Origin of the sequence: Bacillus sp. FJAT-18017 (assembly GCF_001278805.1) — a bacterium.
GTDB lineage: Bacteria > Bacillota > Bacilli > Bacillales > Cytobacillaceae > Bacillus_D.
On sequence record NZ_CP012602.1, the window covers coordinates 3,290,086 to 3,316,463 of the forward strand.

The 26,378-nt window shown below is 45.3% G+C and carries 24 protein-coding genes; 1 reads left to right on the forward strand and 23 read right to left on the reverse strand.

Going from position 1 to position 26,378, the window contains the following annotated elements:
• Positions 1-192: 192 nt before the first annotated feature.
• The 13 genes from ftsY to AM500_RS15435 form a co-directional block, all read right to left on the reverse strand.
• Complete coding sequence (gene ftsY, locus AM500_RS15375) at positions 193-1,179, reverse strand: signal recognition particle-docking protein FtsY (RefSeq protein ID WP_053600003.1); 987 nt, start codon at positions 1,177-1,179, stop codon at positions 193-195.
• 15 nt (positions 1,180-1,194) lie between these two features.
• Positions 1,195-4,761 carry a chromosome segregation protein SMC gene (smc, locus tag AM500_RS15380; RefSeq protein ID WP_053600004.1) on the reverse strand — a complete coding sequence of 1,189 codons (3,567 nt, stop codon included), beginning with the start codon at positions 4,759-4,761 and terminating at the stop codon, positions 1,195-1,197.
• Between the two features lie 28 nt (positions 4,762-4,789).
• Positions 4,790-5,545 (reverse strand): ribonuclease III, encoded by a 756-nt coding sequence (rnc, locus tag AM500_RS15385; RefSeq protein ID WP_053600005.1) that lies wholly within the window; start codon positions 5,543-5,545, stop codon positions 4,790-4,792.
• Positions 5,546-5,663: 118 nt separating this feature from the next.
• Entirely contained in the window at positions 5,664-5,897 is a 234-nt protein-coding gene (locus tag AM500_RS15390; protein ID WP_043933362.1) for an acyl carrier protein, read from the reverse strand.
• A 471-nt stretch (positions 5,898-6,368) separates the two neighbouring features.
• Positions 6,369-7,112 (reverse strand): 3-oxoacyl-[acyl-carrier-protein] reductase, encoded by a 744-nt coding sequence (gene fabG / locus AM500_RS15395; protein WP_053600006.1) that lies wholly within the window; start codon positions 7,110-7,112, stop codon positions 6,369-6,371.
• Entirely contained in the window at positions 7,112-8,056 is a 945-nt protein-coding gene (fabD, locus tag AM500_RS15400; protein WP_053600007.1) for an ACP S-malonyltransferase, read from the reverse strand. The genes fabG and fabD overlap by 1 nt, the downstream gene beginning before the upstream one ends.
• 15 nt (positions 8,057-8,071) lie before the next feature.
• Positions 8,072-9,079, reverse strand: a complete 1,008-nt coding sequence (plsX, locus tag AM500_RS15405; RefSeq protein ID WP_053600008.1) for a phosphate acyltransferase PlsX — start codon at positions 9,077-9,079, stop codon at positions 8,072-8,074.
• Positions 9,063-9,659, reverse strand: coding sequence for a transcription factor FapR (gene fapR, locus AM500_RS15410; RefSeq protein WP_053600009.1), 597 nt, complete (start codon positions 9,657-9,659; stop codon positions 9,063-9,065). The genes plsX and fapR overlap by 17 nt, the downstream gene beginning before the upstream one ends.
• A gap of 116 nt (positions 9,660-9,775) precedes the next feature.
• Positions 9,776-11,824 (reverse strand): ATP-dependent DNA helicase RecG, encoded by a 2,049-nt coding sequence (recG, locus tag AM500_RS15415; protein WP_053600010.1) that lies wholly within the window; start codon positions 11,822-11,824, stop codon positions 9,776-9,778.
• Positions 11,821-12,705, reverse strand: a complete 885-nt coding sequence (gene sdaAA / locus AM500_RS15420; RefSeq protein WP_053601740.1) for an L-serine ammonia-lyase, iron-sulfur-dependent, subunit alpha — start codon at positions 12,703-12,705, stop codon at positions 11,821-11,823. The genes recG and sdaAA overlap by 4 nt, the downstream gene beginning before the upstream one ends.
• Positions 12,706-12,728: 23 nt before the next feature.
• Entirely contained in the window at positions 12,729-13,391 is a 663-nt protein-coding gene (gene sdaAB, locus AM500_RS15425; RefSeq protein ID WP_053600011.1) for an L-serine ammonia-lyase, iron-sulfur-dependent subunit beta, read from the reverse strand.
• Between the two features lie 251 nt (positions 13,392-13,642).
• Complete coding sequence (locus AM500_RS15430; protein ID WP_442853974.1) at positions 13,643-15,313, reverse strand: DAK2 domain-containing protein; 1,671 nt, start codon at positions 15,311-15,313, stop codon at positions 13,643-13,645.
• A gap of 22 nt (positions 15,314-15,335) precedes the next feature.
• A complete protein-coding gene (locus tag AM500_RS15435; RefSeq protein ID WP_043933370.1) occupies positions 15,336-15,698 on the reverse strand; it encodes an Asp23/Gls24 family envelope stress response protein in 363 nt (120 codons plus the stop codon).
• A gap of 450 nt (positions 15,699-16,148) precedes the next feature.
• On the opposite strand from AM500_RS15435, the gene rpmB reads away from it, so the two are divergent.
• A complete protein-coding gene (rpmB, locus tag AM500_RS15445) occupies positions 16,149-16,337 on the forward strand; it encodes a 50S ribosomal protein L28 (protein ID WP_043933372.1) in 189 nt (62 codons plus the stop codon).
• Positions 16,338-16,930: 593 nt separating this feature from the next.
• Here the strand turns inward: rpmB and spoVM are convergent.
• From spoVM to def, 10 genes are all read right to left on the reverse strand, one after another.
• Positions 16,931-17,014 carry a stage V sporulation protein SpoVM gene (gene spoVM, locus AM500_RS15450; RefSeq protein ID WP_043933373.1) on the reverse strand — a complete coding sequence of 28 codons (84 nt, stop codon included), beginning with the start codon at positions 17,012-17,014 and terminating at the stop codon, positions 16,931-16,933.
• A 102-nt stretch (positions 17,015-17,116) separates the two neighbouring features.
• Positions 17,117-17,761: a thiamine diphosphokinase gene (locus AM500_RS15455; protein ID WP_053600014.1), complete on the reverse strand. Its 645-nt coding sequence runs from the start codon at positions 17,759-17,761 to the stop codon at positions 17,117-17,119.
• An 83-nt stretch (positions 17,762-17,844) separates the two neighbouring features.
• Positions 17,845-18,492 carry a ribulose-phosphate 3-epimerase gene (gene rpe / locus AM500_RS15460; protein WP_053600015.1) on the reverse strand — a complete coding sequence of 216 codons (648 nt, stop codon included), beginning with the start codon at positions 18,490-18,492 and terminating at the stop codon, positions 17,845-17,847.
• A 2-nt stretch (positions 18,493-18,494) separates the two neighbouring features.
• A complete protein-coding gene (gene rsgA, locus AM500_RS15465; protein WP_053600016.1) occupies positions 18,495-19,376 on the reverse strand; it encodes a ribosome small subunit-dependent GTPase A in 882 nt (293 codons plus the stop codon).
• A gap of 72 nt (positions 19,377-19,448) precedes the next feature.
• Positions 19,449-21,428, reverse strand: coding sequence for a Stk1 family PASTA domain-containing Ser/Thr kinase (gene pknB / locus AM500_RS15470; RefSeq protein ID WP_053600017.1), 1,980 nt, complete (start codon positions 21,426-21,428; stop codon positions 19,449-19,451).
• A complete protein-coding gene (locus tag AM500_RS15475; RefSeq protein WP_053601741.1) occupies positions 21,429-22,181 on the reverse strand; it encodes a Stp1/IreP family PP2C-type Ser/Thr phosphatase in 753 nt (250 codons plus the stop codon). It abuts the gene before it with no gap.
• Between the two features lie 232 nt (positions 22,182-22,413).
• On the reverse strand, positions 22,414-23,508 hold the full coding sequence (gene rlmN / locus AM500_RS15480; protein ID WP_231688012.1) for a dual-specificity RNA methyltransferase RlmN: 1,095 nt from the start codon (positions 23,506-23,508) through the stop codon (positions 22,414-22,416).
• Positions 23,509-23,512: 4 nt separating this feature from the next.
• Positions 23,513-24,862, reverse strand: a complete 1,350-nt coding sequence (gene rsmB, locus AM500_RS15485) for a 16S rRNA (cytosine(967)-C(5))-methyltransferase RsmB (protein ID WP_053600018.1) — start codon at positions 24,860-24,862, stop codon at positions 23,513-23,515.
• Positions 24,863-24,953: 91 nt separating this feature from the next.
• Entirely contained in the window at positions 24,954-25,898 is a 945-nt protein-coding gene (fmt, locus tag AM500_RS15490; RefSeq protein WP_053600019.1) for a methionyl-tRNA formyltransferase, read from the reverse strand.
• Complete coding sequence (gene def / locus AM500_RS15495) at positions 25,891-26,364, reverse strand: peptide deformylase (protein ID WP_442854014.1); 474 nt, start codon at positions 26,362-26,364, stop codon at positions 25,891-25,893. The genes fmt and def overlap by 8 nt, the downstream gene beginning before the upstream one ends.
• Between the last annotated feature and the right edge of the window lie 14 nt (positions 26,365-26,378).

A 26,378-nucleotide genomic window follows, 5' to 3' on the forward strand; every position in this document is an offset into this window, starting at 1 on the left:
CTCCTCGGCGAGAGATGAGTGGGGTCTCCCACTGGCCTTTGCTCCCGCAGGACGTTGAATAATCGGCCCTGAAGAAGCTCCGCAGGAGAAAATGCGTTTTTTGCATTTTCGAACGAGTCTTCGCGTCTTCCGCTCCAATCCACAGTGCAAAAATCATTAATATACATTTTTATTAACACATTCTAAAATATTCTATTCTGTTTTATCAACCTGGTCGGCAAATAGTCCATAAACATATTTTTCAGGATTAAATTCCTGAAGGTCGTCCATTTTTTCACCGAGTCCTACAAACTTGACTGGTATTTGCAGCTCATTCCTGATGGCCAGAACAATACCACCTTTTGCTGTCCCGTCCAGTTTAGAAAGTACAATACCGGTTACATCCGTTGCTTCTTTAAAGGTTTTTGCCTGGATCAAAGCGTTTTGTCCGGTAGTCGCATCGAGGACGAGAAGTACCTCATGTGGCGCTCCAGGAATTTCCCTTTCAATTACACGCTTAACCTTTTCAAGCTCCTTCATGAGGTTAACCTTATTTTGAAGTCTGCCCGCCGTATCGCAAAGCAGAATATCGGATTTCCTTGATTTAGCCGCCTGAATTGCGTCATACATGACAGCTGCAGGATCCGACCCCTCTGCTTGCTTTATAACAGGAGCACCTACCCGCTGACCCCAAACTTCAAGTTGATCAATTGCCCCGGCCCGGAATGTGTCTCCGGCGGCAAGGAGTACGGTTTTCCCTTCGCTAATGTATTTGTGGGCAAGCTTGCCTATTGTTGTTGTTTTTCCAACACCATTCACTCCAACAAACAGGACAACAGTCAGGGCGCCGTCTTGAATATTAAGATCGGAAGACAGGTTTTCACCAGCATTGTAAATATCCACAAGCTTTTCAGAAATAACACTCTGAACTTCCGCAGGATCCTGGATATTGCGCCTCTTCACCTCGAGCTTTAGCTGGTCAATTAATTCCATGACGGTATCAAAACCGACATCTGCCTGAATCAGGATTTCTTCCAGTTCTTCAAAGAAGTCCTCATCAACCTTTCTATATCTGGCAACAAGGTCATTTACTTTGCCTGAAAAACTATTCCGTGTTTTCGACAGCCCATCCCTGAACTTTTCTGATACACTATCTGTCTGCTTGGTAAAGGTTTCTTTTAATTTCTTAAAAAAACTCATATCAGCACCCCGTTTTTAAGTTTCAACAAGCTCTTTCGTATCTTCCAGCCTCACTGATACCAATTTCGAGACGCCGGATTCCTGCATTGTCACTCCATAAAGGACATCAGCTTCCTCCATGGTGCCCTTGCGGTGGGTTATGACAATAAATTGGGTCCCTGCACTGTACCGTTTCAAGTACTGGCTAAATCTGTACACATTTGCCTCATCAAGAGCAGCTTCCACTTCGTCCAGAATACAGAACGGTACCGGCCGTACCTTCAGAATGGAAAATAGAAGTGCAATCGCTGTCAGTGCCCTCTCCCCGCCTGAGAGCAGTCCAAGATTCTGAAGCTTTTTCCCTGGCGGTTGGGCAACAATATCAACGCCTGTATTCAGGAGGTCATCCGGGTTTGTTAACCGGAGGTCTGCCCGCCCGCCGCCAAATAGAGCACGGAATACAGTTTCAAAATGAGACCGGATAGCCGTAAACGTTTCTTCAAACCGTTTAATCATTTCCTCGTCCATTTCGCCAATAACCTGGAAGAGGGTATCTTTTGCAACTTGAAGATCATTTTTTTGAATAAGAAGGAATTCATAACGTTCAGATACACGTTCGTATTCCTCAATTGCCCCCAAGTTAACATTACCAAGCTCATCGATCGCCCTCTTAATGAGCTTTACCCTTCTCCGGGCTTCCTCAGCCGGAATTGTTAATGGATATTGCTGCTTGGCGCCATCAAAGGTTAGCAGATATTCCTCACGTAGGTGGCCCAGTTTCGTTTCAAGCTCAACGTCCAGTCTATTCAGCTTAACTTCCTCGTCCTTCAGAGCCTCTGACATCCCTTTATGCTGGCGCCTTAATTCCTTTGCTTCAGCCTCGGATTGTTCCAATGCCGAATTCAATTGAAGCCGTTCTTCCCTTCGCGCCGAGATAAGCTTAAGTGCATTTTCCTTGTCGCGAAGCTTTTCGGAAGCAGCCGCAATAAGCTGCTCCTCACCTGAAGAATTCCCTTGCATTTCAGAAACGAGCAAGTCATGATCTTCCTGGTAAGTATCAAGTTTTTCTGTAACTTCAGCTAGCTCTTCGGCAATTCTGTCCGCACGCTCCTTCGCATGGACATATTGCTCATTCTTAGATGCATACTCCACCTTCAAGCTATTGATTTCTTCAGTTAACGCCTCGCGGGAAGTGACTGCAAGGGCCTTTTTCTGAGTCAGGCTGGCAATTTCATTGTCCAATGCTGCAATCTTTTCTTTAGCATTGAGAAGAATTTCTTCCAGTTCCTGTTTTCTCTTTTGCAGACCTTGCTTTTCTTCTTGAAGCAAACCCTTTTCCATATCGTAAATCGATAAGCGTTCATTAATATTTTTCAGCTGCAATTCAGCTTCCCTAAGTTCTCCCTTCAGGCGCTGTTCGGAAAGGCGGTTATCCTCCCCTGCCTTCCTGGACTCTTCCTGGGCTGCCTGCTTAAGAGTAACATCCTGCTTCAATTGCTTTACCGAATCCTCAAGCTTGGCCGTCTTTTCTTCCATCTCATTGATTTTAACCTTTAAATCATCCAATTCGGTTTTCCTGCTCAATAGGCTGGTAGAATTCTGTTTTAAAGCACCACCTGTCATTGAGCCACCCGCATTTACAACATCGCCTTCAAGTGTGACAATCCGGAACCGATATTGCATGGTTCTGGCAATCTCGTTTGCCCCTTTTAAATCCCTTGCAATTAAGACCGTTCCAAGAAGGTTTTCAATTATTTGCCTGTATTTTTCATCAAAACCCACCAGGCTGGCCGCTGTTCCAATAAAAGAAGGGTGCTGGCGGGCAAATTCCAATTGCGCGCTGGAAACGGCTTTCCCTTTTATAACGCTGAGAGGCAGGAAAGTCGCCCTTCCAGAAGAACTCCTTTTTAGGAAAGCGATAGCCTCACGAGCGCTTTGTTCGGAGTCCACAATAATATTTTGAAGCGCCCCGCCAAGAGCTGTTTCAATAGCTGCCTGAAATTCTTTAGGCACATTGACTACTTCCGCGACCGCTCCTTCAATTCCGTTAAGTTTTCCATCCCGGGCCTTTAATACTTCTTTGACTCCCTGGAAGAAACCTGAATATCCATCTTCCATCTCTTCCAGCATATCCTTGCGCGACTTTGCCTGTTGAAGATATTGATAAGCCTGATAAAGGATTTTTTCCTGGTTTTGATAGGCCGAAGCAGCATTTTCCAGCTCCCTCTTACCATCCATGAAGGTTTTGACTTGAAGATGGAGCTCTTTTGAGACACGGTCTAGTTCGGACTGAAGCTTCTCTACTCTGTTAATAGCCTCTGTTCTTTCCTCTATGAACCTTTTGTTATCCTCATCGAGCCTAGAGCTTTTTCTTTTGATTTGCTCCAGTTGTGTGTCAACAAGGCTTGACTCGTTTCTTGCTCCCGCCTGGCCATTCAGTTCATCAAAATATTCACTTTTTAATGATTCGATTTTATCATCTGCATCTTCACTTAAAAGAAATAGCTGCTGCTGCTTGGCCTTCAGACTTTTCTGAAGCCCCGCCGCTTCCTTTCCAAGTGCTTCGGCAATCCCGGCAAGCCTGACTTTTTCCTGTTCAAGCAAATGCTTTTTGGAAGAAAACTCTTTAATATTTTCTTCAAGCTGTTTTCGGTTTTGCGAGGCATTTTTCTTTCGCTCTTTCAGTACCTCTTTTTTGCCTTCTAGCTTCTCAAGCTCTTCACTCGCTAAAAGAAGGACATTTTGCAGGTCGCTGACAGATTCATCAACAGCTGTAATCCGGTCGCGGGTTTGTTCAATTTCAGCCTCTTGCTTTTGCAGTTGGGCAGAAAGCTTTATTTCTTCCTGTTTGTGTTGTCCAAGGAGTTCTGATAGCTTCTCCCATTTTAAATGAAGTTCTTCAATATCATAAACAGTCAGCGCAACTTCAATCTTTTCAAGCTCTTCCCGTTTCTCCTTGTAGTCACGGGCAATTGATGCCTGAATTTTAAGCGGTTCAACCTGACTCTCCAACTCGTAGAGGATATCCTGAACTCTGTTGAGGTTTTCCTGTGTTTCCGCAAGTTTCAGTTCAGCCTTCTTCTTGCGTGTCTTATACTTGAGGACACCTGCCGCTTCCTCGAAAATCGTTCTTCGTTCTTCTGCTTTGCTATTCAGGATCTCGTCCACTTTTCCCTGGCTAATAATCGAAAAAGCTTCTCTCCCAAGTCCCGAATCCATAAACAAATCAATAATATCCTTCAGTCTGCATGGTTGCTTATTTATTTGGAATTCACTTTCGCCAGATCGGAATACCCGTCTTGTTACACTAACTTCGTTATAATCAATTGCAAGCTTTTGATCTTCATTGTCCAGAGTTAGCGTGACTTCCGCAAAATTAAGCGGTTTACGGGAATCACTTCCGGAAAAAATGATATCCTCCATTTTTGTCCCGCGCAGGGATTTTGCCGATTGTTCGCCTAGCACCCAGCGGATCGCGTCTATTACATTGCTTTTGCCGCTGCCGTTTGGTCCAACCACTGCCGTGACCCCGGGTACAAAATCAACGCCAATCCTTTCCGCAAAGGATTTGAATCCAACTACTTCAAGCCGTTTTAAATACATGATTGTCTCTCCCTCAGGTTTTGGCGGCTCACTTTATCTCTGCATCTTTCTTTGGCCTAAGCTTGGACAAGGCCATTTGCGCAGCCAATTGTTCAGCTTCTTTTTTCGACCGCCCAGTGCCTACTCCCAGTTCTTCCCCATTCAAGGTAACACGGGAAACAAATTCACGATTGTGTGCAGGCCCCTTTTCCTGGAGAACCTTATATTCAATCGTTCCCGTTCCATCCCTTTGTATAAGTTCCTGAAGCTGGCTCTTATAATCCATCACATGCGAAAAAGCACCTGCATTCACTTTTGGAAATACCACTTTTTCAAGAAATTGAATAACTGTATCTATCCCTTGGTCAAGATACAGTGCACCAATGAATGCCTCAAAAACATCAGCCAGCAATGCAGGGCGTGCTCTGCCCCCAGTCATTTCTTCGCCTTTGCCGAGCAAAATCAGCTTACCGAATGAAAGTTCATTTGCAAAAGATACCAGTGACGGCTCGCAAACAATTGCGGCGCGCAGCTTGGTCAGCTCACCTTCGCTCATCATTGGGTATTTTTTAAAAAGGAACTTTGACACGGTCAATTCCAGTACGGCATCTCCTAAAAACTCCAGCCGCTCATTGTCTTCAAATGGCTTCCTGCGATGCTCATTCACATAGGATGAATGGGTAAAGGCCTGCTTGAGAAGATTTTCATCCGAAAACTCAATTCCGATTTCAGATTGGAATTCCTTAAACAGATTTTTTTTTGCGCGATTCGCGTTTGTCTCTTTTTCCTTATTGTATTTGCGCATTAGTCTCCACCTTGTCATAATCTTTTGCCCGCGCCAAGTTGCGCATCGAAAGTTCATTAGTTCTATAATACAGAAGAAAGCTCCGTTTGAAAACGGAGCCTCTAGAGAAATCCTGCGACTAATTTTTGCTATTTATGTAGTTAACAGCATCACCAACCGTGCCGATTTTCTCAGCATCATCGTCAGAAATTTCCATATCGAATTCATCTTCCAATTCCATTACTAGTTCTACAACATCCAGGGAATCAGCACCAAGATCATCTTTGAAGGAAGCTTCAAGAGTGACTTGGGATTCGTCAACGCCAAGGCGATCAACGATAATTTTTGTTACGCGTTCTAGTACTTCTGCCATGCTTGTCACCTCCCCTCAAGCTATTATAGTGTATTTTCTTACAGGAAGAAAGCCGTTAATGCGCAGGTTTTAAGTTTTATAACACTTAGAATTGATCCTGCCATTTTTAAGTTTTAGGGGCGCACCTACAGAGCCGGGGCTAAACGGGCGCTTCCGCTTTTCTTATTGTCTAGCTGCAGGGCCTAGCCCCTCGAGGTCGCTTCGGTCCTCTTCTACGGTAAGTCAACATCGATTCACTTCGTTCATCGTGTTTCCTTTACCTCGTATCGAGGCCCTCCAGCGCTTGTCGGGGCTGACCAGGCCCTTCCGCTTTTCTTATTGTCTAGCTTCAGCGCCCAGCGTCTAGTGTCCTTCGGTCCCCTCACTACGATAAGTCAACATCGAATCGCAAGCGCTCTTCGTGTTTCCTTTATCTCATGTCGAGGCCCTCTAGGCCATACGCCGCTAAACGGGCGCCTTCAGCTTTTCTTATTACATCACCATTCCACCATCAATATGAAGTGTCTGGCCTGTTATATAGGATGCGTCGTCGGAAGCTAGGAATACGACTGCTTTGGCGATGTCACCAGGCTCCCCAAAGCGTGCGAGCGGGATTAGCTTAAGCATTTCCGCCTTTATTTCCTCGGTTAATTTATGCGTCATATCGGTTGTTATAAATCCGGGAGCGATTGCGTTTACGGTAATATTCCGGGATGAAAGCTCCTTGGCAGTTGTCTTGGTTAGCCCAATGACACCTGCTTTGGCAGCTACATAATTAGCTTGCCCAGGATTTCCGCTGACTCCTACCACTGAAGCTAAATTTATTATTCTGCCGCTTCGCTGCTTCATCATTTGACGAGTTACTGCTTTCGTGCAGAGGAATACGCCCTTCAGGTTAATGTTAATTACATCATCCCATTCTGATTCCTTCATCCTCATCAACAAATTGTCGCGGGTAATACCAGCATTGTTGACTAGAATATCCAGGCTGCCAAACCTTCCGACTGTTTCCTTGACCAGCGCGGCAACCGCTTCTTGGTCGGAAACGTCGCCCTGGATGGCGAAAGCGTCCCTGCCCATGACACGAATCTCTTCTGCCACTTCATTGGCTTTTGCCTCGCTGCCAGCAAAATTGATGGCTACATTCGCTCCCTGCTTTGCCAATTCAAGAGCGATCTCTCTGCCGATACCTCGTGAGGCACCGGTTACGAGAGCAGATTTTCCTTCAAGTTTCATTACTTTTCCTCCTTCAGCGCAGCAATTGCCGCATAACAGCTTTCCACATCGGAAACCGACAGGATTGCTACACTTCGGTCGATCTTTTTGACGAGCCCTCCAAGTACCTTGCCAGGACCGAATTCGATAAATGTATCGACACCGAGTTCAATCATCTTTCGGACAGAATCTTCCCAAAGAACTGGTGAATAAAGCTGCTTTATAAGGTTTTCCTTAATGGTTTCAGCATCTGTCATCGGCTGGGCATCCACATTTGCGATGACTGGAATCGTCGTATTGTTAATATCAGCTTTGTCTAATACTGCCCTTAGTTTTCCCGCTGCCGGCTCCATAAGGCTCGAGTGGAATGGTCCGCTCACTTCTAGAGAAATGACTCTTTTGGCACCGGCTGATTTTGCTCTTTCACCCGCAAGCCTTACTCCTTCAACAGTTCCCGAAATTACAATTTGCCCCGGGCTATTGATATTAGCAAGCTGAACAGGGTGTCCTTCATTTGAAACAGCTGCTGTAACATCCGAAAGCGGGCCTCGCTCAATACCTAAGACAGCAGCCATCGCACCCAGGCCATTCGGTACAGCTTCCTCCATAAATTCTCCCCTTTTTCTTACCGTGAAGACACCATCCTCGAATGGAATTGCTCCAGCGGCAACCAGAGCGGAATATTCACCAAGACTGTGACCAGCGGTGTAGTCAGCCTCGATTCCTGATTCACGAAATAATTCCACCAAAGCAGTGCTAACTGTCAAAAGAGCAGGCTGAGCATTGACTGTTTTTGTCAAAGCCTCCTGAGGCCCCTCAAACATAAGGCTGCTCAAGCTTTCTCCGAGTATTTGGTCTGCTTTTTCAAATAGGGACTTGCCTGCCCCATTTGCCTCGGCCAGTTCCTTACCCATTCCTACGGCCTGTGAACCCTGGCCAGGAAAGATGAATGCTATTTTTCCCATGTTGCACCTCGTTACTTATTCAGAATCATTTTTTGTACTCGTTGCCTCTTCTACTGTTTTCCTGATGAGTCCCGTTACATCGTTGGATACCATTTCCCTCGTTTGGCGAACAGCACTAAAAAGGGATTGTGCATTTGAAGATCCATGAGCTTTAATTACCGGTGCTTTTAAGCCAAATAAAGCGGCACCGCCATATTCGGAATAATCCATCTTGTTCTTAAGCCCATACAAGCTTGGCTTTAGAACTGCTGCAGCAAGCTTGCTCTTCAAGTCCGCCGTAAGGGCACCTTTTAGCATTTTAAACACGGACATTGCAGTGCCTTCGACTGTTTTCAAAACCATATTTCCAGTAAACCCGTCTGTAACAACAACGTCGGCTATACCATTAAGAAGGTCCCTCGCTTCAACATTGCCGACAAAATTCAAGCCGGAATCTTTTAGCAATGTGAAGGCCTGCTTGGATAACTCATTGCCCTTCTTCTCTTCTGTTCCGATATTCAACAGCCCTACACGAGGGTTTTGTATACCCCGTACCTTCTCGCTGTAGACGGAGCCCATTATGGCGTATTGAAAAAGATGTTCGGCCTTTGCATCTACATTCGCGCCAACATCAAGAAGAAGGAAGCCCTCACCACCGATTGTCGGCAAGGTCGGAGCTAGCGCGGGTCTATCAATTCCTTCAATACGGCCCACTACAAACAGTCCAGCAGCCATTAATGCACCAGTGTTCCCGGCGGAAATGCAGGCATCAGCCTTGCCATCGGCCACCAGCTGGGCAGCGAGAACCATCGATGCAGTTTTTTTGCGTCTTACGGCACGTACCGGTTCATCTGTCCCTAGAATGACTTCATCTGTATGTAAAATTGAAATTCTATCATGGTTCGTAAAAGTTTCACGTATCTTGCTTTCATTACCGATAAGTGTAATTTCGATATCCTTATATGTATCGGCGGCCTTCACAGCACCAAGGACGATTTCCCTTGGAGCGTGGTCACCACCCATTGCGTCAATTGCTATTTTCATTCGAGTTGCCACCTTTGTTCCTATTTGAGCGATACATTTCAAATTCGCCGGTAAAAACAAGTTCATTGTTTACAAAACTATTGACTTCCACGAATGTCCTGGCATGTTCTTCGTCAATTTTAGTAACTTTAGCCTTTGCGATTACCCGCTCACCTTCCTTGACAGACCGTTTGAACTGAAGGGAAGATTTTGCGGTTAGTGCTAACTGATCATTTATGACTGCTACTGCCAGGGAATTTGCCTGCGCAAACAAGTGATGTCCCCTGGCAATGTTATTCCGCTTAAAAACATGTTCAGGTTTTATATCAAGAATTGATATGGCATTCTGGTCAAGCTCAATATCAATGATTTCACCGATTACTTCTTCTAGAGGCAACGAGCGGACCTCATCTTCAAATCTTTTCTCGGCTACGTTCTTGATTCGCTCGCGAAGTTCAGGAATGGAGAGCTCAAGACGGTCCAGCCTGATTGTCTGGACACTGACTGTAAACCGTTCGGCTAGTTCTTCATCTGTAATAAAAGGATTTTCTTTGATGGTTTCCACCAGCAAGCGCTGGCGTTCCTTTTTGTTTCGTTTCATGTTCACACCGCCAAGCTCTTATGACTAGGTACTAATAGTAGTATAAAATTAAGATTTGGATAATGCAACAATAAGTTTGTTAAGTTGCCTGGTAAAGAGAGAAAGCCCGGCTTATATTAGTCGAGCTTTTCCCCTGATAACACCCCGGTATCAACCAATTCTTGCCTTAAGGCCGCGTATTCTGGAGCATGCCAAAACGCCTTGGATTGAACTAATTGGGCTGCATCATTCCGAGCAGTTTCTAGTGCGCGGTAATCGTGAACCATGTCGGCGACTTTGAATTCTGGAATACCGCTCTGTTTTTTTCCAAAAAAATCACCCGGACCCCTTAATTCAAGGTCCTTCTCACTTACAACAAAGCCGTCGTTCGTTTCGGTCATAATTTTCATTCGTTCCTTGCCTACTTCCGATTTTGGTTCTGCAAGCAAAATACAGTAGGACTGGTCACTTCCCCTGCCTACCCTTCCGCGGAGCTGATGGAGCTGGGCAAGTCCAAAACGTTCAGCATCATAAATTAGCATGACTGTGGCATTCGGGACGTTCACTCCTACTTCAACGACCGTTGTCGAGACAAGCACCTGGGTTTCATTTTCAGCGAAAGCACGCATCACTTCCTCTTTTTCCACAGAAGGCAGCCTTCCGTGCATTAGACCAACCTTGAACTTGTTTTGAAAATAAAAAGATAGGGTGCTATGAACATCAATTGCGTTTTGGACGTCAAGCTTGTCCGACTCTTCGATTAATGGACAAATCACGTATGCCTGCCGCCCTTTGCGAAGCTCTTTTTCCATGAAACCAAGAACCCTATCCAGCATGTCCTGCCGCGCCCAATAGGTTTCAATTGTCTTCCTTCCTGCCGGCATTTCATCAATAACCGATACATCCATTTCCCCAAAAACGGTTATGGCAAGTGTCCTCGGTATCGGTGTTGCCGTCATGAACAGGACATCCGGATTTTCCCCCTTTTCTCGGAGAACGCGGCGCTGTTCAACCCCGAATCGGTGCTGTTCGTCAGTAATGACAAAGCCGAGCTTTTCGAACGAAACCTCATCCTGAATCAAAGCATGAGTGCCTACGAGAATATGAATCTTTCCTTCCGCTAAATCGGCAAGAAGCTCACGCCTTGCCTTTCCTTTCACACTGCTCGTTAACAGTTCCACCCTGACGCCAATCGGTTCGAATAGTTCCCTTAGTGATATAGCGTGCTGCTCGGCTAGGATTTCAGTTGGCACCATTAACGCTCCCTGTCGGCCAGTTGTCACACATGCGTAAAGGCAAATTGCTGCTACGACCGTTTTTCCTGAACCGACATCCCCTTGAAGAAGCCGATTCATCCTATATGGGGATTTCATGTCCGAGAGTATTTCATTGACAACACGTTTTTGTGCATCCGTGAGCGGAAATGGGAGACTGTTAATGAAATCCATCAGCCTGTCTAAGTTATATTTATGAACAATACCCGGTGATTGCTCGCGTTCGATTTTTCGCAGCGCCTGCATCTTAAGCTGAAATGACAGGAACTCCTCATAAACAAAACGCCTTCTAGCCTTTTTCACATCATCGGGATCGTCCGGAAAATGCATAATCTTCAGGGCATCACGCCTGTTTGGCAGCCTATATTTTTGCACCAGGCTGCCTGGCAAGGTTTCTACAATGTCGTTACCGTAAAGCGAAAAAGCCTGAGCAATGTATTTTCGCATGTTCTTCATTGTTAAGTTGCCGCGGAGCGCATAAACGGGCTCGAACATTTTCCCAGAGCGATTTTCACCAATATGCACTTCTGAGACAGTAACCGCCATTCGGTGTTGATCCCATTTTCCTGTAACGGTAATGGTTTCCCCAATTTGAATTTTGCTCTTCAGATATGGCTGGTTAAAAATGATAGCCTGGACAAGATAACGTCCGACAAGAAGGCGGACAGTCATCCGCGACTTCTTTTTGCCAAAACGCGCAAGGGAAGGCTCGCTATGAACCTTCCCTTCAACCGTTATCCTCTCATCATGCTTTACATCAGCCAAGTCGCGCAGCCTGTAATCTTCATAGCGGTACGGGAAATGTTCAAGAAGGTCCCGGATTGTGACAATATTTAAATCGGCAAGCAATTCCGCCGTTTCATCGCCTATCCCTTTAAGAACTTTTACTGATTGCATGAGATTTGTATTCACTGTTTTGTCAGCGGAATCCCGAATATCTTCGCTTCCAGCTCCCTACCGGTTGGGGTCGCCGCCAAACCTCCCTGCGCAGTCTCTTTTAATGCAGTAGGCATCTGTTGCCCGATTTTGTACATCGCATCGATGACCTCATCGCAAGGAATCCTGCTCTTGATTCCCGCAAGTGCCATATCGGCTGCCACCATGGCATTCGCAGCACCCATTGCATTCCGTTTCACACATGGAACTTCAACAAGGCCTGCAACTGGGTCACATACAAGGCCCAGCATATTTTTCAGCGTGATAGCCATCGCTTCGGCACATTGCTCTGGTGTTCCGCCTGCAAGTTCTACAAGTGCGGCAGCTGCCATTCCGGCCGCAGAACCAACCTCCGCCTGGCAGCCCCCCGCGGCACCTGAAATGGATGCGTTGTTTGCTACTACAAAACCAAATGCACCGGATGTGAATAAAAAGGATACCATTTGTTCCCTTGAAGGATTTAATTTGTTTTTTACAGCAAATAGCGTTCCTGGAACGACACCGGCAGAACCGGCAGTTGGTGTGGCACAGATAGTCCCCATTGCTGCATTGACTTCATTTGTCGCCACCGCTTTGCTTACAGCATCAAGCAATGTTTCCCCTGAGAGAAAATTGCCTTTCTGGATATATTGCTGAAGAAGAACTGCATCGCCGCCAGTCAGGCCGGAATGGGAGTGAACTCCCTTTATTCCTCGCTCAACCGCCTGTTCCATTACCTCAAGATTTCGATCCATCATCTTGACAATCTCTTCCCTGGAGCGGCCAGTTACTTCCATTTCTTGTTCAATCATAATTTCCGATATTTTTTTATTGCTGCTGATTGCCAATTCAACCAGCTCAGCCACATTGCGGAACATCATAATGCTACCCCCTTATTTTATTAATCTACAATCTTGGTGACTTTTAGGATATTAGGAAGCTTTTCTATCTGATCGAGCAATTCGTGCCCGATATTTTGATCAACTTCAATCGTCATTAGTGCCATTTTCCCTACTTCTTTGCGGGATACTTCCATATGGCCAATATTAATCTGATTTTTTGCCAGGACATTGGAGACGTCAGCAATCGCCCCGAATCGGTCATTATGGACCACCAGTATGGCCGGATGGTGACCAGATAGCTTCAATTCAAAACCATTCAGCTCAATGATTTCAATCTTGCCTCCGCCTATTGAAATGCCGACAAGCTCAAGCTCTCCTTTTTCATCACCTATAATAACCCGGGCTGTATTTGGATGATCTGTAATTGCGTCTTCCTCAATGAAAGTTATTTTTATTCCCTTCCCCTTCGCCATATCAATTGCTTCAATGATGCGAGGGTCGTCTGTATCAAAATCCAGCAGCCCGCCGATTAAAGCAACATCAGTCCCATGGCCGCGGTATGTTTTTGCAAAAGAGCCATAAAGTGAGATATTGACCCATTTCGGTTCCCTGCCGAACAGGCTCCTGGCTACCCTGCCGATTCTTGCCGCACCGGCGGTATGAGAGCTGGAAGGACCAATCATTACTGGGCCAATAATATCAAATACACTTTTATATTTCATTACGTTTCCCCTTGCTCGTACCAGGAATACCCGGTTTTTTGGGCCTCGTCACTGCAGGCCTTATCTTATATTCTAACGAACTTGCAGACATTTTGACAAATTCTATATACTGGATGAATTTCTGGAATACAAAAGATAAAATGTTAAAAATGTTTTACTACCAAAAAGGCTTTTTAAAGCTTATTTATTCAACAACGCCTAAAAAAAGCAAGGCACCCTTCCACGTTGGAAGGATGCCTGAATTGCGAGGTTTATTCAATGGCAAAAATGTAGCTGTAAAGCGGCTGCTGTCCGTTATGGATTTCGATTTCAACATTCGGGAAGTTTTCCTCAACAAACGTCGAGATAGATTCAGCCTCTTCCTCGGAAACATCTTCTCCTTGAAGGATGGTGAGAATCTCGGAATCCTCATCAAGCATTTTTGCAAGCAATTCCCTTGCACAGGTAATCTTTTCCTTACTCTTTACAATGATTTTGCCTTCGTTGATGCCCATGTAATCGTCTTTCTCAATTTCAAGGCCATCAATCGATGTGTCACGGACTGCAAACGTAATTTGCCCTGTCTTCACATGGCTCATCGCTTCTGCCATTGCCTTCTGGTTCGCTTCAAGGTCTGCACCCGGATTAAAGGCCAATAGCGCTGATAAACCTTGGGGAACCGTTTTTGACTCGATGACCACAGCCTCTGCACCGGAAACTTCCGCAGCCTGCTTGGCAGCCATAATAATATTTTTATTATTTGGCAGGATGAAAACTTTATCAGCATTCACTTCTTCAATCGCTTTCACGATATCCTCTGTGCTTGGGTTCATCGTCTGTCCGCCTTCAATGACGGAATGGGCGCCAATACTACGGAACAGCTCGGCAATACCAGCTCCCATCGTAACAGTGATAATGCCGTATTCGCGCCTTTCTGCTTTTGCTCTTGATGCCACAAGAGGTGTATGGGTTTCACCTACAATAGTAGAATGCTGGAGGCGCATATTTTCAATTTTAATATTGATCAGGTTTCCGTATTTTTGGGCATAGCTCAGGCAGGTACCAGGCTGCTCTGAGTGTATGTGGACCTTTACCACGTCCTCATCCGCTATGACAAGAAGGGAATCACCATACTGGCTAAGATCCTGTCTGAATGACTCTTCCTTGAACGGCTTTTTCGCAAGCTTTTCCGACTCGAAACGGACCATAAATTCCGTACAATACCCAAATTCGATATCCTCTGTATTCATATGGGATTGTACACTCTTATGATGCTCCGCACTTACCAGGTCGTTCATGGATGGTAAGGCTTCAGGAGTATCAGGCAGCTGCTCTCCCTTTAGTTCAGCAAGGAAACCTTCATAAACAAAGACCAGGCCCTGGCCGCCGGAATCGACAACACCGACTTCTTTCAACACAGGAAGAAGGTCGGGTGTGCGCTTCAATGATGCCTTGGATTCCGCAAGGACCGCCTCCATAATCTCAATAATATTATCTGTAGATTTGGAAACCTGGACTCCCTTTCGCGCGGCATCCTTCGCTACTGTAAGAATTGTTCCTTCAACCGGCTTCATGACAGCTTTATATGCAGTATCGACACCAGCTTCAAGAGCAGCTGCAAAATCTTTGCCTCCAATGCTCGCTTTTGCTTCAATCGACTTTGCAAAGCCGCGGAAAAGCTGGGAAAGGATTACCCCCGAGTTGCCGCGGGCCCCCATCAGAAGGCCCTTTGATAAAGCGGTTCCTACCTTTCCGATATGCTCCTGGACGTTCGCTTTAACTTCCTTTGCACCTGAAGTCATGGACAGATTCATATTTGTTCCCGTATCTCCATCGGGTACAGGAAAAACATTAAGCGAATCAACATACTTCGCATTCGCTGAAAGGTGATTGGCACCCTGGATGACCATCTCTGCAAAATGTATACCATTTAATTGCTTCATTAACAAAAATACTCCCTTCTCACTACGGGTTCGTTACCCGAACTCCCTGAACATAAATATTGACCGAGTCGACTTTTAGACCGACCATTTTTTCGAGGGTATATTTCACTTTAGATTGCACGTTGTGGGCAACCTCGGAAATTTTCGTCCCGTAGCTGACAATGATGTACATGTCGATATGTACCTGGTCATCTTCCTGGCGCACAATCACACCGCGGGTAAAGTTTTCCCTGCGAAGAATATCAGTGAGCCCGTCCTTGATTTGATTTTTTGAAGCCATCCCTATAATTCCGTAACAGTCTATAGCAGCACCGCCTGATATGGTCGCGATCACTTCATTTGAAATATCGATTTGCCCGTACTTCGTTTTCATTTCGATGGACATGAACGTTCCCCCTTTTGATTAAAGTAAATATTGGACCTTCCCTAAGAGAATTTCCCAGCTTCAGTGTCTAAGCCACTTGAGGTCCCAAGCCGTTCCAACCGGAGAGCAGGTCATTCCTGCGTGACCCTATCTTTGCTGGCCGGGGAAGTTCAAGGAGCTTATGCTTTTTCTTCAGCTTATTTGCTAAGGTCATTTTACTATAGTCGCATCATTTTTAAAAGTTATACTGCCATGCTTATTATACAGCAATACACACTGTTCGATGTCAAGGTTTTTTTCTTGAAACCTGCAACCAAAGCTATTGCAATCATTTTCGTTGTGTGATAAATTATTAAAGTATCTTTTAGCAACGGGGAATGGAGTATATCCCCAATTCCGGGAGAAGAACCGGATTTTCTTGATAAAACGTAAGATGTGTGATAGCTTTCGGATGTTAAGGAGGGAAAAAATATGCCACGCAAATGTGTTATTACTGGTAAGAAAACAACAACCGGCAACAATCGTTCTCATGCTATGAACGCTAACAAGCGTACTTGGGGTGCTAACCTGCAAAAAGTTCGCATTCTTGTTGATGGAAAGCCAAAGCGTGTTTGGGTTTCTGCTCGCGCGCTTAAATCCGGCAAAGTAGAACGCGTTTAATACGATTAGCCAGAAAAGGCATCCCCTGGGATGCCTTTTCTTTTTGTAAAAAGAGAGAATCGTAGATACTTTTAAATGCTACAAGAAAAGCGCAAGCGCCTTGCCCAGCGCCGTATGACCTGGAGTCTCTCCAACTGAGATAAAGGAAACACGAAGAGCGTAGCGCATTCGTGCTTGACTTATCGTAGGGCGGAGAGCGAAGGGCACTACGCGCTAGGCGCTCCTCGAAAAAGCTACCGCTTTTTCTTCGTGCGATGCTTTGGCTGCCGAAGCATTTCTTGTGGAGCTAGACAGTTCTCAAAGAAAAGATATACTTTCTGATAATAAAATAAAAACACCCTTTCACAAGGGTGCCCATTTTTAGTAGTTAAAGAAATTATCATTTTGGCGGCCATCGATAACTTTTAACCAAGTCATTCTACGTCTAGCTCCACAAGGAAAGCAACCCCGAAATTGCATCGCACGAAATTACGCGATGGCGTAATGAGAAGCGCCTGCACGTACGCAAACTTCAGGCCTCGTCCCTGCCTTTATCTCAGTCGAAGTCCATCCAAGTTTGTACGGCGATAACCGAGGCGCTTCCGCTTTTGTTTTCATTCACTCTTTTTAAACATACCCAGCAGTCCCCGTACAATTCCACCTAAAAATCTTGGCAGTTTGATCGTATAGAATTTCATATCGCCCCTCCTCACCTATTCACGCCGCTCTCACTCAAGCTGCAGTCATAATTAAGGTATTCCAAAAAGTATGAATGAGTACATTTATTGGCGAAGCACATTTTAGTCATTGCTTCTTATGACTATTAATATGCCTCCGGAAAATGAAAAAGTACAGCTATCATTAAGAAGTTCGTTACTAATACAAAGAGTGGATCCTTTTTCAACGGTCTGGTTCTGAAGAGGATACTTGAACCCTTTTAAAGTTAGGCCTTTTACTATCTGGGAACTAGGCAAAAATGAAATATATTTCTTTTCTAAATCTTTTTTAATTGTATAGGTACCCGGCATTTTTATGGAGACTGTATTCCTTGTATCTTGTATAACAATTGGCACCTCCGGAACCAGTACCGCAAACTTTTCAACAAGCTGGACGTTGGCAAGGAAATGATCAATTCTTCCTCCACTTGCGCCGAACAGCCGGATACAGTCTGGTTTTTGTTCAAGAGCCCATATTAATGCCAATTCCATATCTGTTTCATCTTTTTCGGGCTGAAACTTTGCCAAATTGGGACTAGCTGCTTTAACCTTATCAAGCTCTTCAATTGAAACTGAATCAAAGTCCCCGAAGGCTGCAAAGGGACGAATCCCCCTTTGTAAAAGTTCAATAGTTCCGCGATCGACACCTATCCATTGTTCTTCTGCTAAACTTTCAGTTGGGGGAACAAGGCTTGGAGGCCCTCCCGCCATAATATTGATTATTTTCATCACGTTGTTACCTCCCGTATAAAAAAAGTTGCTAAAGAAAATGAGAAAAGCCAGCTGTTTAAGCTGGCGAATCGGGTTGTAAATTATTGACCTCTGATTGCAGCAATTGCTGCAGCCCGGTCCTCTTTGTTATATACAGCAGAACCTGCCACAAGGACGGTCGCTCCAGCTTCCACACATAGCCTTGCAGTTTCGGCATTAACACCGCCGTCGATTTCAATTTCTATATCTTTTCCAAACGATTCAGCCATTTTTTTGACCTCTCGTATTTTGGGCAGGACACCCTCGATGAATTTTTGCCCGCCAAAGCCTGGGTTAACAGACATAAGCAGGACCATATCAACATCCTCAATAACATGCTTAATCGAATCAACTGGTGTAGCAGGATTCAAAACAACTCCTGCTTTAACCCCGAAGCTCTTGATCAAGTGAATGGTCCTGTGCAAGTGTCTGGAAGCCTCAACATGGACAGTAATATAATCCGCACCCGCTTGAGCAAATGCCTCAACATACTGATCCGGGTTTTCAATCATTAAATGGACATCAAGCGGGAGCTCTGTGACAGGACGGACAGCTTCCACAATTAACGGACCTATCGTGATGTTTGGGACAAAGTGTCCATCCATTACATCAATATGGATATAATCTGCCCCGCCACGTTCTACATCCTTAATTTCCTCTCCTAGCCGGGAAAAATCCGCAGACAAAATTGATGGTGCAATTTTAACCATATTTAGTACCTCGGCTTTCTATCTTTTATTTCCTGCAAAAAGTTCACATAATTTTCATAGCGGTAACGAGGTATAACACCATCCTCCACCGCTGCTTTCACAGCACATTTAGGTTCTTTCATATGAAGGCAGCCCCTGAATTTGCATTTCTCACTTGCCTTCTGTATTTCAGGGAAGCAGGCAGTTAGCTGCTCCGCTTCTATCTCCATAAACTCGAGCGAACTAAAGCCTGGCGTATCTGCAACAAGGCCGTTGCCAATTTCAATCAGCTCGACATGCCTGGTAGTATGCTTGCCTCTTCCAAGATGCGAGGAGATATGGTCCGTCTTCAACTCCAGGTCTGGACGGAGCACATTTAAAAGAGAGGATTTCCCCACCCCGGACTGGCCGGCGAAAACGGAGATTTTTCCTTCAAGATGGGGGGACAGCAGTTCAATTCCTGATTCTGTCTCCGAGGAAACTAGCAGAACATCATAGCCTGCAGCCCGGTAATCCTGTGCAAACTCTTCAAGTTTTTCCATTTCCTTCTCACTTGCGAGATCGGTCTTTGTAATACAAATAATTGGTTCGATATGGTTGTATTCCACAAGAACCAGAAACCGGTCAAGCAAGGCAGGGCTGAAGGCGGGCTCAACAGCTGAGAAGACAAGAATAGCTCTGTCAACATTCGCAATTGGCGGCCTGACGAGTTCATTTTTGCGTTCCCTCACTTCAAGGATATACCCTTCCTGTTCATTGTCTGCCTGAAAAACAACTTCGTCCCCAACAAGCGGTGTAATTTTATTCTTGCGGAATACACCCCGGCCCCTGCATTGTGTCACAGTGCCTTCATGGACTACATAATAAAATCCGCTCAATGCCTTTATTATTTTCCCTTCTGGCATAGCCACACTCCTTGCTTCTTCATTTTTTAAATGCATTACTCTCTTTGCACCCGGTTTAGGGAATGCCAATTGTTATTCAACTTCGTCGTAAGAAATTGTGTCTTCCTGCACAACCATATTATCGACAATCACTTGATACCCGGCTTTCTTATCGTGAGGAACCTCAAGATCAATATTAAATGTCCTTGTTTCAGTTAAAACCCCGGTGGCATAAGGCTCTGTCATGCTATGGGTAAAATCATCAAGGTAAATTGTATATTCCTGCGGCTGTCCCGGAACAGTTGGATTGTACTCGATCGTAATTTCAAGTTTATGTTTTTTCGGAGGGATTTCTTCCTTCCCTTTTGAAAGGACGACAGTCACTGTTTCTCCCTTAACCAATTCTTCACCTGCTTTTGGTTTCTGGGAAATGACCAGCCCAGCTTCAACTTCTTCACTATATTCTTCACTGCCAATGGTTACCTTCAGCCCTGTCAAATCTGCATAATCATTCAGGCTTTTTTCATTGTACCCGCTAAGATCGCGCAGGGTGATTTTTTCTGGTCCCTGGCTAACAGTGAACTCTAGATCGGTTTCGTCCGGTACAACCTTACTGCCTTTCTGAACATTCTGCTTTAAAATCGTTCCCGGATTGCTTTCATCAAAAACAGGAATTTCCTTAATATTTTTAAAACCTTCCTTTTCTAGCATAGAGACAGTATCTTCAAAATCCCGTCCCTCATAGTCGGAAAACTCAAATGTTTTCTTCCCGGAGCTAACATACAGGTCGATAGTGGTTCCTTCTTTTATAGTGTCGCCTGCCGGAGGATCGGTTTTAACAACGGAATCCTCTGGAATCTCCTCATCAGCTATATACTTCGTCTCACCAATAATAAACCCCAGCCCTACTAATTCGGTAATTGCATCATCCATCTCGCTGCCTGATACATCCGGCACTTGAACATCCTTTGTTGCGAAAAGTCCCGGGAAAACAGTTACCGACATAATCCCTAAAAGGGCCAGTATTACAAATGTAGAGACGAGGATGATCGGCCATTTTTTCTTCTTTTTCTTTTCCTTGGGCTTTTTATCCTTTTTAATGCCCGAGGCGGCTTCGCCCACATTCCCTTTATCCTGCGTATGGACGATGGTTTCATCAAGATTTTTCATCTGTTTATCGCCTGTTATGACTGGTATTGCCTTCGTTGCATCATTGTCAGCCGGGATGACGAACCTTGGTTCATTAACCCGTTCAGGGTAGAGCGATGTCCGAAGGTCTTCCTCCATCTCCTCGACACTGTCGTAACGCAGGAATGGGTCCTTTGCAGTCGCCTTCAGTACAATATTTTCAACACTTTGAGGTATTTGCGGATTCCAGCGCCTAACTGATGGCGTTTCCGTCTGCAAATGTTTCAAGGCAATTGAAACCGCGGATTCCCCAAAGAACGGAAGCCTTCCAGTAAGGAGTTCAAACATTACAATTCCAAGTGAATAAATATCGGATTTTCGATTCGCCATCCCCCCACGTGCCTGTTCGGGTGATAAATAATGAACCGAGCCAAGAACTGAATTCGTCTGGGTAATACTTGTTGCGCTTAAGGCCATCGCGATTCCAAAATCGGTAATCTTGACGTTCCCGTCCTTATCGACAAGTATGTTTTGTGGCTTGATATCCCGGTGTATGATATGGTTCTGATGGGCATGAGCAATCGCCGAGGTCAACTGCTTCATAATATCAACTGCAGAATCAACCCGCAGCGGAGAATTGTGCTGTATGTATTGTTTCAATGTCTGTCCATCGACAAACTCCATGACGATATAATAAAGATCATCTTCCTCACCGACATCATAGATACTGACTATGTTGGGATGAGCAAGGCTGGTGGCCGATTGGGCCTCACGGTGGAACCTCCTGATGAATTCCTCATCATTGGCAAAATCGAGCCTGAGCATTTTGACAGCAACATTGCGGTCAAGAATCATGTCATGGGCGAGGTAAACATTGGCCATGCCACCGCCGCCGATGGCATCAAGGATTTTATAGCGTCCGCTAATCCGTTTTCCAATCATCATCTAGTTATCACCCTCGCTGACTTCGGTAAACTCGACTATAACCAGTGTTATATTGTCCTCCCCGCCATACTCATTGGCAAGTGAAATAAGCTTGGACGCTTTTTCGCCAAGACTGGTTTCGCTTTTAAGGGTCTCCCCCATTTCCTGTTCACTGACCTTGTTTGACAGGCCATCTGAACAAAGCAGGAGTACATCCCCTTCCTCGAACATAATTGTCGTGATATCCATCTCAACATTCTCTTCGGTTCCTAGGGCACGAAGCAAAACATTTTTCCGAGGATGATTTTCAGCATCCTCCTTTGAAATATGGCCGGAACGGAGCAATTCATTAACAAGTGAATGATCCTCTGTAATTTTCCTGAATCCTATTTCATTCAGTATATAACAGCGGCTGTCCCCGATATTGGCAATTGTTGCAAAACCGTCCAGGGTAATCGCTGCTACAATCGTGGTCCCCATTCCATCACATTCTTCATTCTTACGGGCATGAGCAAATAAGGAGCTATTAACGTCCTTGATTCTCTCCTCAAGCCATTTTTCAGCCTGTTCCGCTGTTCTGATTCCTGAAGCTTGCTCCCAAGCTACCTTCATGCCATCTAGTGCCATGCTGCTAGCAACATCTCCGGCACGGTGCCCGCCCATTCCATCCGCTACGATGGCTAGGCGGAATCCGTCCCGATTGACAAAAATGCCACCGGTGTCTTCATTGTGGCTGCGAATTTTCCCCTGGTCTGTCATATAGACCGATTTCATCCAAATCGGGCAAGATTGCTCCGTCAAAAAGCATAGCCTTTCGTTGGGAAGAATTGCCCTTCTCTCCTTTCGGTTAACCATGAACTTGTTTGTTCTTTTAAGCAGCTTAAGCAGCCTGTAACTTGCTATCAATGGATTTCGAGTTCCATCAAAGTAGCCTCACCCGCCAATTAGCAAGCAATACGTGTAATAAACTACGCTTTCAAACAACTGGAACCGGAGGACTTTGGACTTATTTTTTTAACTCCTCCTCACGCGCCTTCGCGCGCAGCTGTCCGCATGCAGCATCGATATCATGCCCTTGTTCGCGCCTGATGGTGACATTGATGCCCCTGTTCTTAAGCGCTTTTTCAAAGGCAAAAATCTGGTCTCTCGGAGTCCTAACGTAATCTCGTTCAGGAACATAATTGACTGGGATTAAATTGACATGGCATTTCAATCCCTTTAGGAGGACTGCTAATTCCTCCGCATGCTCAACCTGGTCGTTTACTCCTCCGAACAGCCCGTACTCGAAGCTGATTCTTCTTCCAGTCTTATCAATATAATACCTTACAGCCTTCATTAAATCATCAAGTTTATAAGCACGATTTATTGGCATGAGGCGTGACCTGAGCTCCGAGTTTGGTGCATGCAGAGAGATGGCAAAGTTGATTTGCATGTTTTCATCGGCAAACTGATAGATTTTTGGAATGATCCCGCTAGTTGATACGGTAATATGGCGGGCTCCTATGTTCAGTGCCTTGTCATGATTGATAATCTTAAGGAATGACAGCATGTTATCATAGTTGTCAAACGGTTCTCCGATACCCATGATGACGACCGAGGAAACCCGTTCATCAGTCTCATCAAGTGCTTGCTGTACCTTGACAACCTGAGCAACGATTTCTCCTGCTTCCAAGTGGCGTTTTAGACCTCCAAGAGTTGATGCGCAGAACGTACAGCCGATCCGGCAGCCAACCTGGGTCGTTACGCAAACAGAATTTCCGTATTCATGGCGCATAAGGACTGTCTCAATTGAATAACCATCATGGAGCTCAAACAGAAATTTGATTGTGCCATCAGCTGATGTTTGCTGAATCGCAGTTGTGAGCGTTGTTAACTTGAAGTTTTCATCAAGTTTATCCCTCAATTCTTTGGATAGGTTACTCATGTCCTCAAAGGAGGCTGCCCGCTTTTTGTAAAGCCAATCAAAAATCTGCTCAGCCCGGAAAGGTTTTTCTCCCTGCTCCTTTAGCCATTCCTTTAACTCATGAAGTTCCAGGGAATAAATTGACCTTTTTTGCTTTTCTTCGGTTGTGTCATTCTTTGCTGTCTGTATATTTACCAACCTGTTACACCTTCTTTCGTAAACTTGCAATATAAAATCCGTCCGACCCAAAGTCCTGAGGGAGTACTTGTAATTCAAAGCCATCAATTAACGGACGTACAGGCTCAGGCATCCTATCTGCCAGGCTCATATCCTTTTCAAACTCCGGGTGTCTTCCCAGAAAAGCTTCAACACTAGCCTGATTTTCTTCTCTGTCGACTGTACACGTACTATAAACGAGGATACCGCCTTTTTTTAATAGCGGAGCAACCGAATCAAGCAAGTCCTGCTGGATTTTAGCGAGGCCTGTTAAATCGCCCTCTTTTTTTACATATTTCATATCCGGCTTTCTCCTCATTACTCCCAAGCCTGAGCAGGGAGCATCTAGAAGGATCCGGTTAAATGTGCCGGGCTCAAAACGTTCCCCGGCCTTCCGGCTATCAAGCGCATGTACCTCAATGTTTTGAAGCCCAAGCCTTGAAGCATTGTCTTCAATCAGCCTGACCTTATGCTCGTGCAAGTCGAGGGAAACAATCGCCCCAGTACCGCCAAGCTTTTCAGCAATATGAGTTGTTTTACCGCCAGGGGCGGCGCATGCGTCAAGAATGTATTCATTTTCCATTGCTCCAAGTGCATAAGCGGCAAGCATTGAACTTTCATCCTGGATAGTCAGGAAACCTTCCTTAAACGCTTTCGAGGAAGCCAGATTGCCCTTAAGCGCACGGATTGCCTCGGGTATAATCGGACTAATTTCCACAGCATACCCTTCTTCTTCCAAAAGCGCAACACAATCTTGGCGGGTTATTTTTGGAAGATTTACCCTCGCTGTCTGGAGTGGGGCTGTAAGGTTTACTTCACACATTTCCCGAGTCTTATCATAACCAAACTGCGCAATCCATCTTTCTACCAGCCAAAGTGGATGGCTAGTTTCGATTGACAGCCTTTCCGCGGGATTCTCAATTGCCTCAAGAGGCCTAACGCCTTCACGCTGAATACTTCTCAATACACCGTTGACCATTCCAGAAATCCCTTTATGCCCCCGCTTTTTGGCTATTTCAACAGCCTCATTGATTGCAGCGTGATCAGGGATTCGGTCAAGATAAATCATCTGATATAGTGTCAGCCTTAAAAGCAGGATTACCCAGCGTTCAATTTTCTTGCCTGTTTTAAGGAACGGGGCAAGATAATAGTCGAGTGTCATACTGCGCTGTAGTGTCCCATAGGCAAGCTCCGTCAATAGGCCGATGTCCCGCTGAGGAACAGCATTCTTTTCAATAGCACTATTCAGCAGCAAATTGCTATACGCCTGGTTTTTTTCTACTGATTCCAAAAGGCTTAAAGCGGCCTCACGGACATTTCTGCTTTGTTGCGCCATCAATTCGGGCTCTAGTCTAGCCCTTCTCTCCTTTCAATCCTAAAGAAACTGTCCTATCTAATTCTCTCTCTCAATAATGGGAGAGAAATGACTAGTCTCCAAATTTACTGCCCGTCTGAAGCTGAGATCCTGCTCCGCGGAGGAATTCCGCCGCTTCCATAGTCCTTTTCCCTGAAGGCTGTAGGGCAGTGATTTTCACATTAGAACCACTTCCTGCGGAAACAATTATTCCATCAGGGTTGATGGCAACTATTTCACCTGGCTCCCCTTTTTTTTCGGCAGGTATCTTTTCAGCTGCCCAAATTTTAACGGTTTGCCCTTCAAGTGTCGAGTATGCAACTGGCCAAGGATTCATTCCACGGATTTGATTATAGATATCTTCCCCAGACTTTGACCAATCGATTTTTTCCTGTTCACGTTTAATATTAAAAGCAAAAGTTGCTAAAGAGTCATCCTGTTTAATCCCGTTCAATTCCCCATTTAGGAGCTTTGGCATTGTTTCTGACAGGAGTTTCGCGCCTGCAGTACTCAGCTTGTCATGGAGAGTCCCCACATTGTCGGTCTCTGTAATCGGGACTTCAACCTGTGTGAGGATATCACCGGCATCAAGTTTTTCAGCCATGTACATGATGGTGATTCCAGTCTTTTCTTTGCCCTCGATAATCGAATAATGAATTGGCGCGCCACCCCTTAATTCCGGCAGCAGTGATGCATGGACATTGATACAGCCATATTTGGGTGCATCAAGAAGCTCCTTGGGCAATATTTGCCCAAACGCTGCGGTCACAACTAGATCAGGCTCCAGTGCGAGTACTTTTTCCAGCTCCTCTTTCATCCTGATTTTTTCTGGCTGCAGAACAGGGATGTTATGCTTTAGCGCCTCGGCCTTGACTGGAGGCGGTGTGAGCACTCTTTTCCTGCCAACAGGCCTGTCTGGCTGAGTTACAACTCCGACAACTTCATAGCCGTCTTTAAGTAATTGTCTTAATACTGGCACTGAAAAATCGGGTGTGCCCATAAACACGATCCTAGTCATTGGCTTCTGCCCCCTCCAGTTCTTCTTCCTTCAAATAACGACTAACTTTCGAAGTAAACAAAATTCCGTCCAGGTGATCAATCTCATGCTGTATTGCCCTTGCGAGGAATCCTTCCGCTTCGAGGACAAAGCCTCTTCCCTTTCTGTTTTGAGCCTCGATTTTCACGAAGTTGGGCCTGGTTACTTCACCATATAAGCCCGGAAAGCTTAGGCAGCCTTCCGCTCCGGTTTGTTCCCCTGAAGTCTCAAGAATTCGCGGATTGATCATTTCAATTGTCCCGTTTTCATCATCTATATCGACAATAGCAGCACGAATAGGCTTGCCTATTTGCGGGGCGGCCAGACCGACGCCATCGTATTCAATCATGGTCTCATACATATCATCAAGCAATTTCCCTAATTTCTTATCAAATCGTTCTACTTTACTGCACGGCTGCTCAAGAATCTCGGCAGGGTGCAAAACCATTCTTCGTATTGCCA

Coding starts and splice junctions, on each gene's coding strand:
- ftsY (WP_053600003.1), bottom strand. CDS start 1,179: ATGAGTTTTTTTAAGAAATTAAAAGAAACCTTTACCAAGCAGACAGAT.
- smc (WP_053600004.1), bottom strand. CDS start 4,761: ATGTATTTAAAACGGCTTGAAGTAGTTGGATTCAAATCCTTTGCGGAA.
- rnc (WP_053600005.1), bottom strand. CDS start 5,545: ATGCGCAAATACAATAAGGAAAAAGAGACAAACGCGAATCGCGCAAAA.
- AM500_RS15390 (WP_043933362.1), bottom strand. CDS start 5,897: ATGGCAGAAGTACTAGAACGCGTAACAAAAATTATCGTTGATCGCCTT.
- fabG (WP_053600006.1), bottom strand. CDS start 7,112: ATGAAACTTGAAGGAAAATCTGCTCTCGTAACCGGTGCCTCACGAGGT.
- fabD (WP_053600007.1), bottom strand. CDS start 8,056: ATGGGAAAAATAGCATTCATCTTTCCTGGCCAGGGTTCACAGGCCGTA.
- plsX (WP_053600008.1), bottom strand. CDS start 9,079: ATGAAAATAGCAATTGACGCAATGGGTGGTGACCACGCTCCAAGGGAA.
- fapR (WP_053600009.1), bottom strand. CDS start 9,659: ATGAAACGAAACAAAAAGGAACGCCAGCGCTTGCTGGTGGAAACCATC.
- sdaAA (WP_053601740.1), bottom strand. CDS start 12,705: ATGTTCCGCAATGTGGCTGAGCTGGTTGAATTGGCAATCAGCAGCAAT.
- sdaAB (WP_053600011.1), bottom strand. CDS start 13,391: ATGAAATATAAAAGTGTATTTGATATTATTGGCCCAGTAATGATTGGT.
- AM500_RS15430 (WP_442853974.1), bottom strand. CDS start 15,313: ATGAAGCAATTAAATGGTATACATTTTGCAGAGATGGTCATCCAGGGT.
- AM500_RS15435 (WP_043933370.1), bottom strand. CDS start 15,698: ATGTCCATCGAAATGAAAACGAAGTACGGGCAAATCGATATTTCAAAT.
- rpmB (WP_043933372.1), top strand. CDS start 16,149: ATGCCACGCAAATGTGTTATTACTGGTAAGAAAACAACAACCGGCAAC.
- spoVM (WP_043933373.1), bottom strand. CDS start 17,014: ATGAAATTCTATACGATCAAACTGCCAAGATTTTTAGGTGGAATTGTA.
- AM500_RS15455 (WP_053600014.1), bottom strand. CDS start 17,761: ATGAAAATAATCAATATTATGGCGGGAGGGCCTCCAAGCCTTGTTCCC.
- rpe (WP_053600015.1), bottom strand. CDS start 18,492: ATGGTTAAAATTGCACCATCAATTTTGTCTGCGGATTTTTCCCGGCTA.
- rsgA (WP_053600016.1), bottom strand. CDS start 19,376: ATGCCAGAAGGGAAAATAATAAAGGCATTGAGCGGATTTTATTATGTA.
- pknB (WP_053600017.1), bottom strand. CDS start 21,428: ATGATGATTGGAAAACGGATTAGCGGACGCTATAAAATCCTTGATGCC.
- AM500_RS15475 (WP_053601741.1), bottom strand. CDS start 22,181: ATGAAATCGGTCTATATGACAGACCAGGGGAAAATTCGCAGCCACAAT.
- rsmB (WP_053600018.1), bottom strand. CDS start 24,862: ATGGCGCAACAAAGCAGAAATGTCCGTGAGGCCGCTTTAAGCCTTTTG.
- fmt (WP_053600019.1), bottom strand. CDS start 25,898: ATGACTAGGATCGTGTTTATGGGCACACCCGATTTTTCAGTGCCAGTA.
- def (WP_442854014.1), bottom strand. CDS start 26,364: ATGGTTTTGCACCCTGCCGAGATTCTTGAGCAGCCGTGCAGTAAAGTA.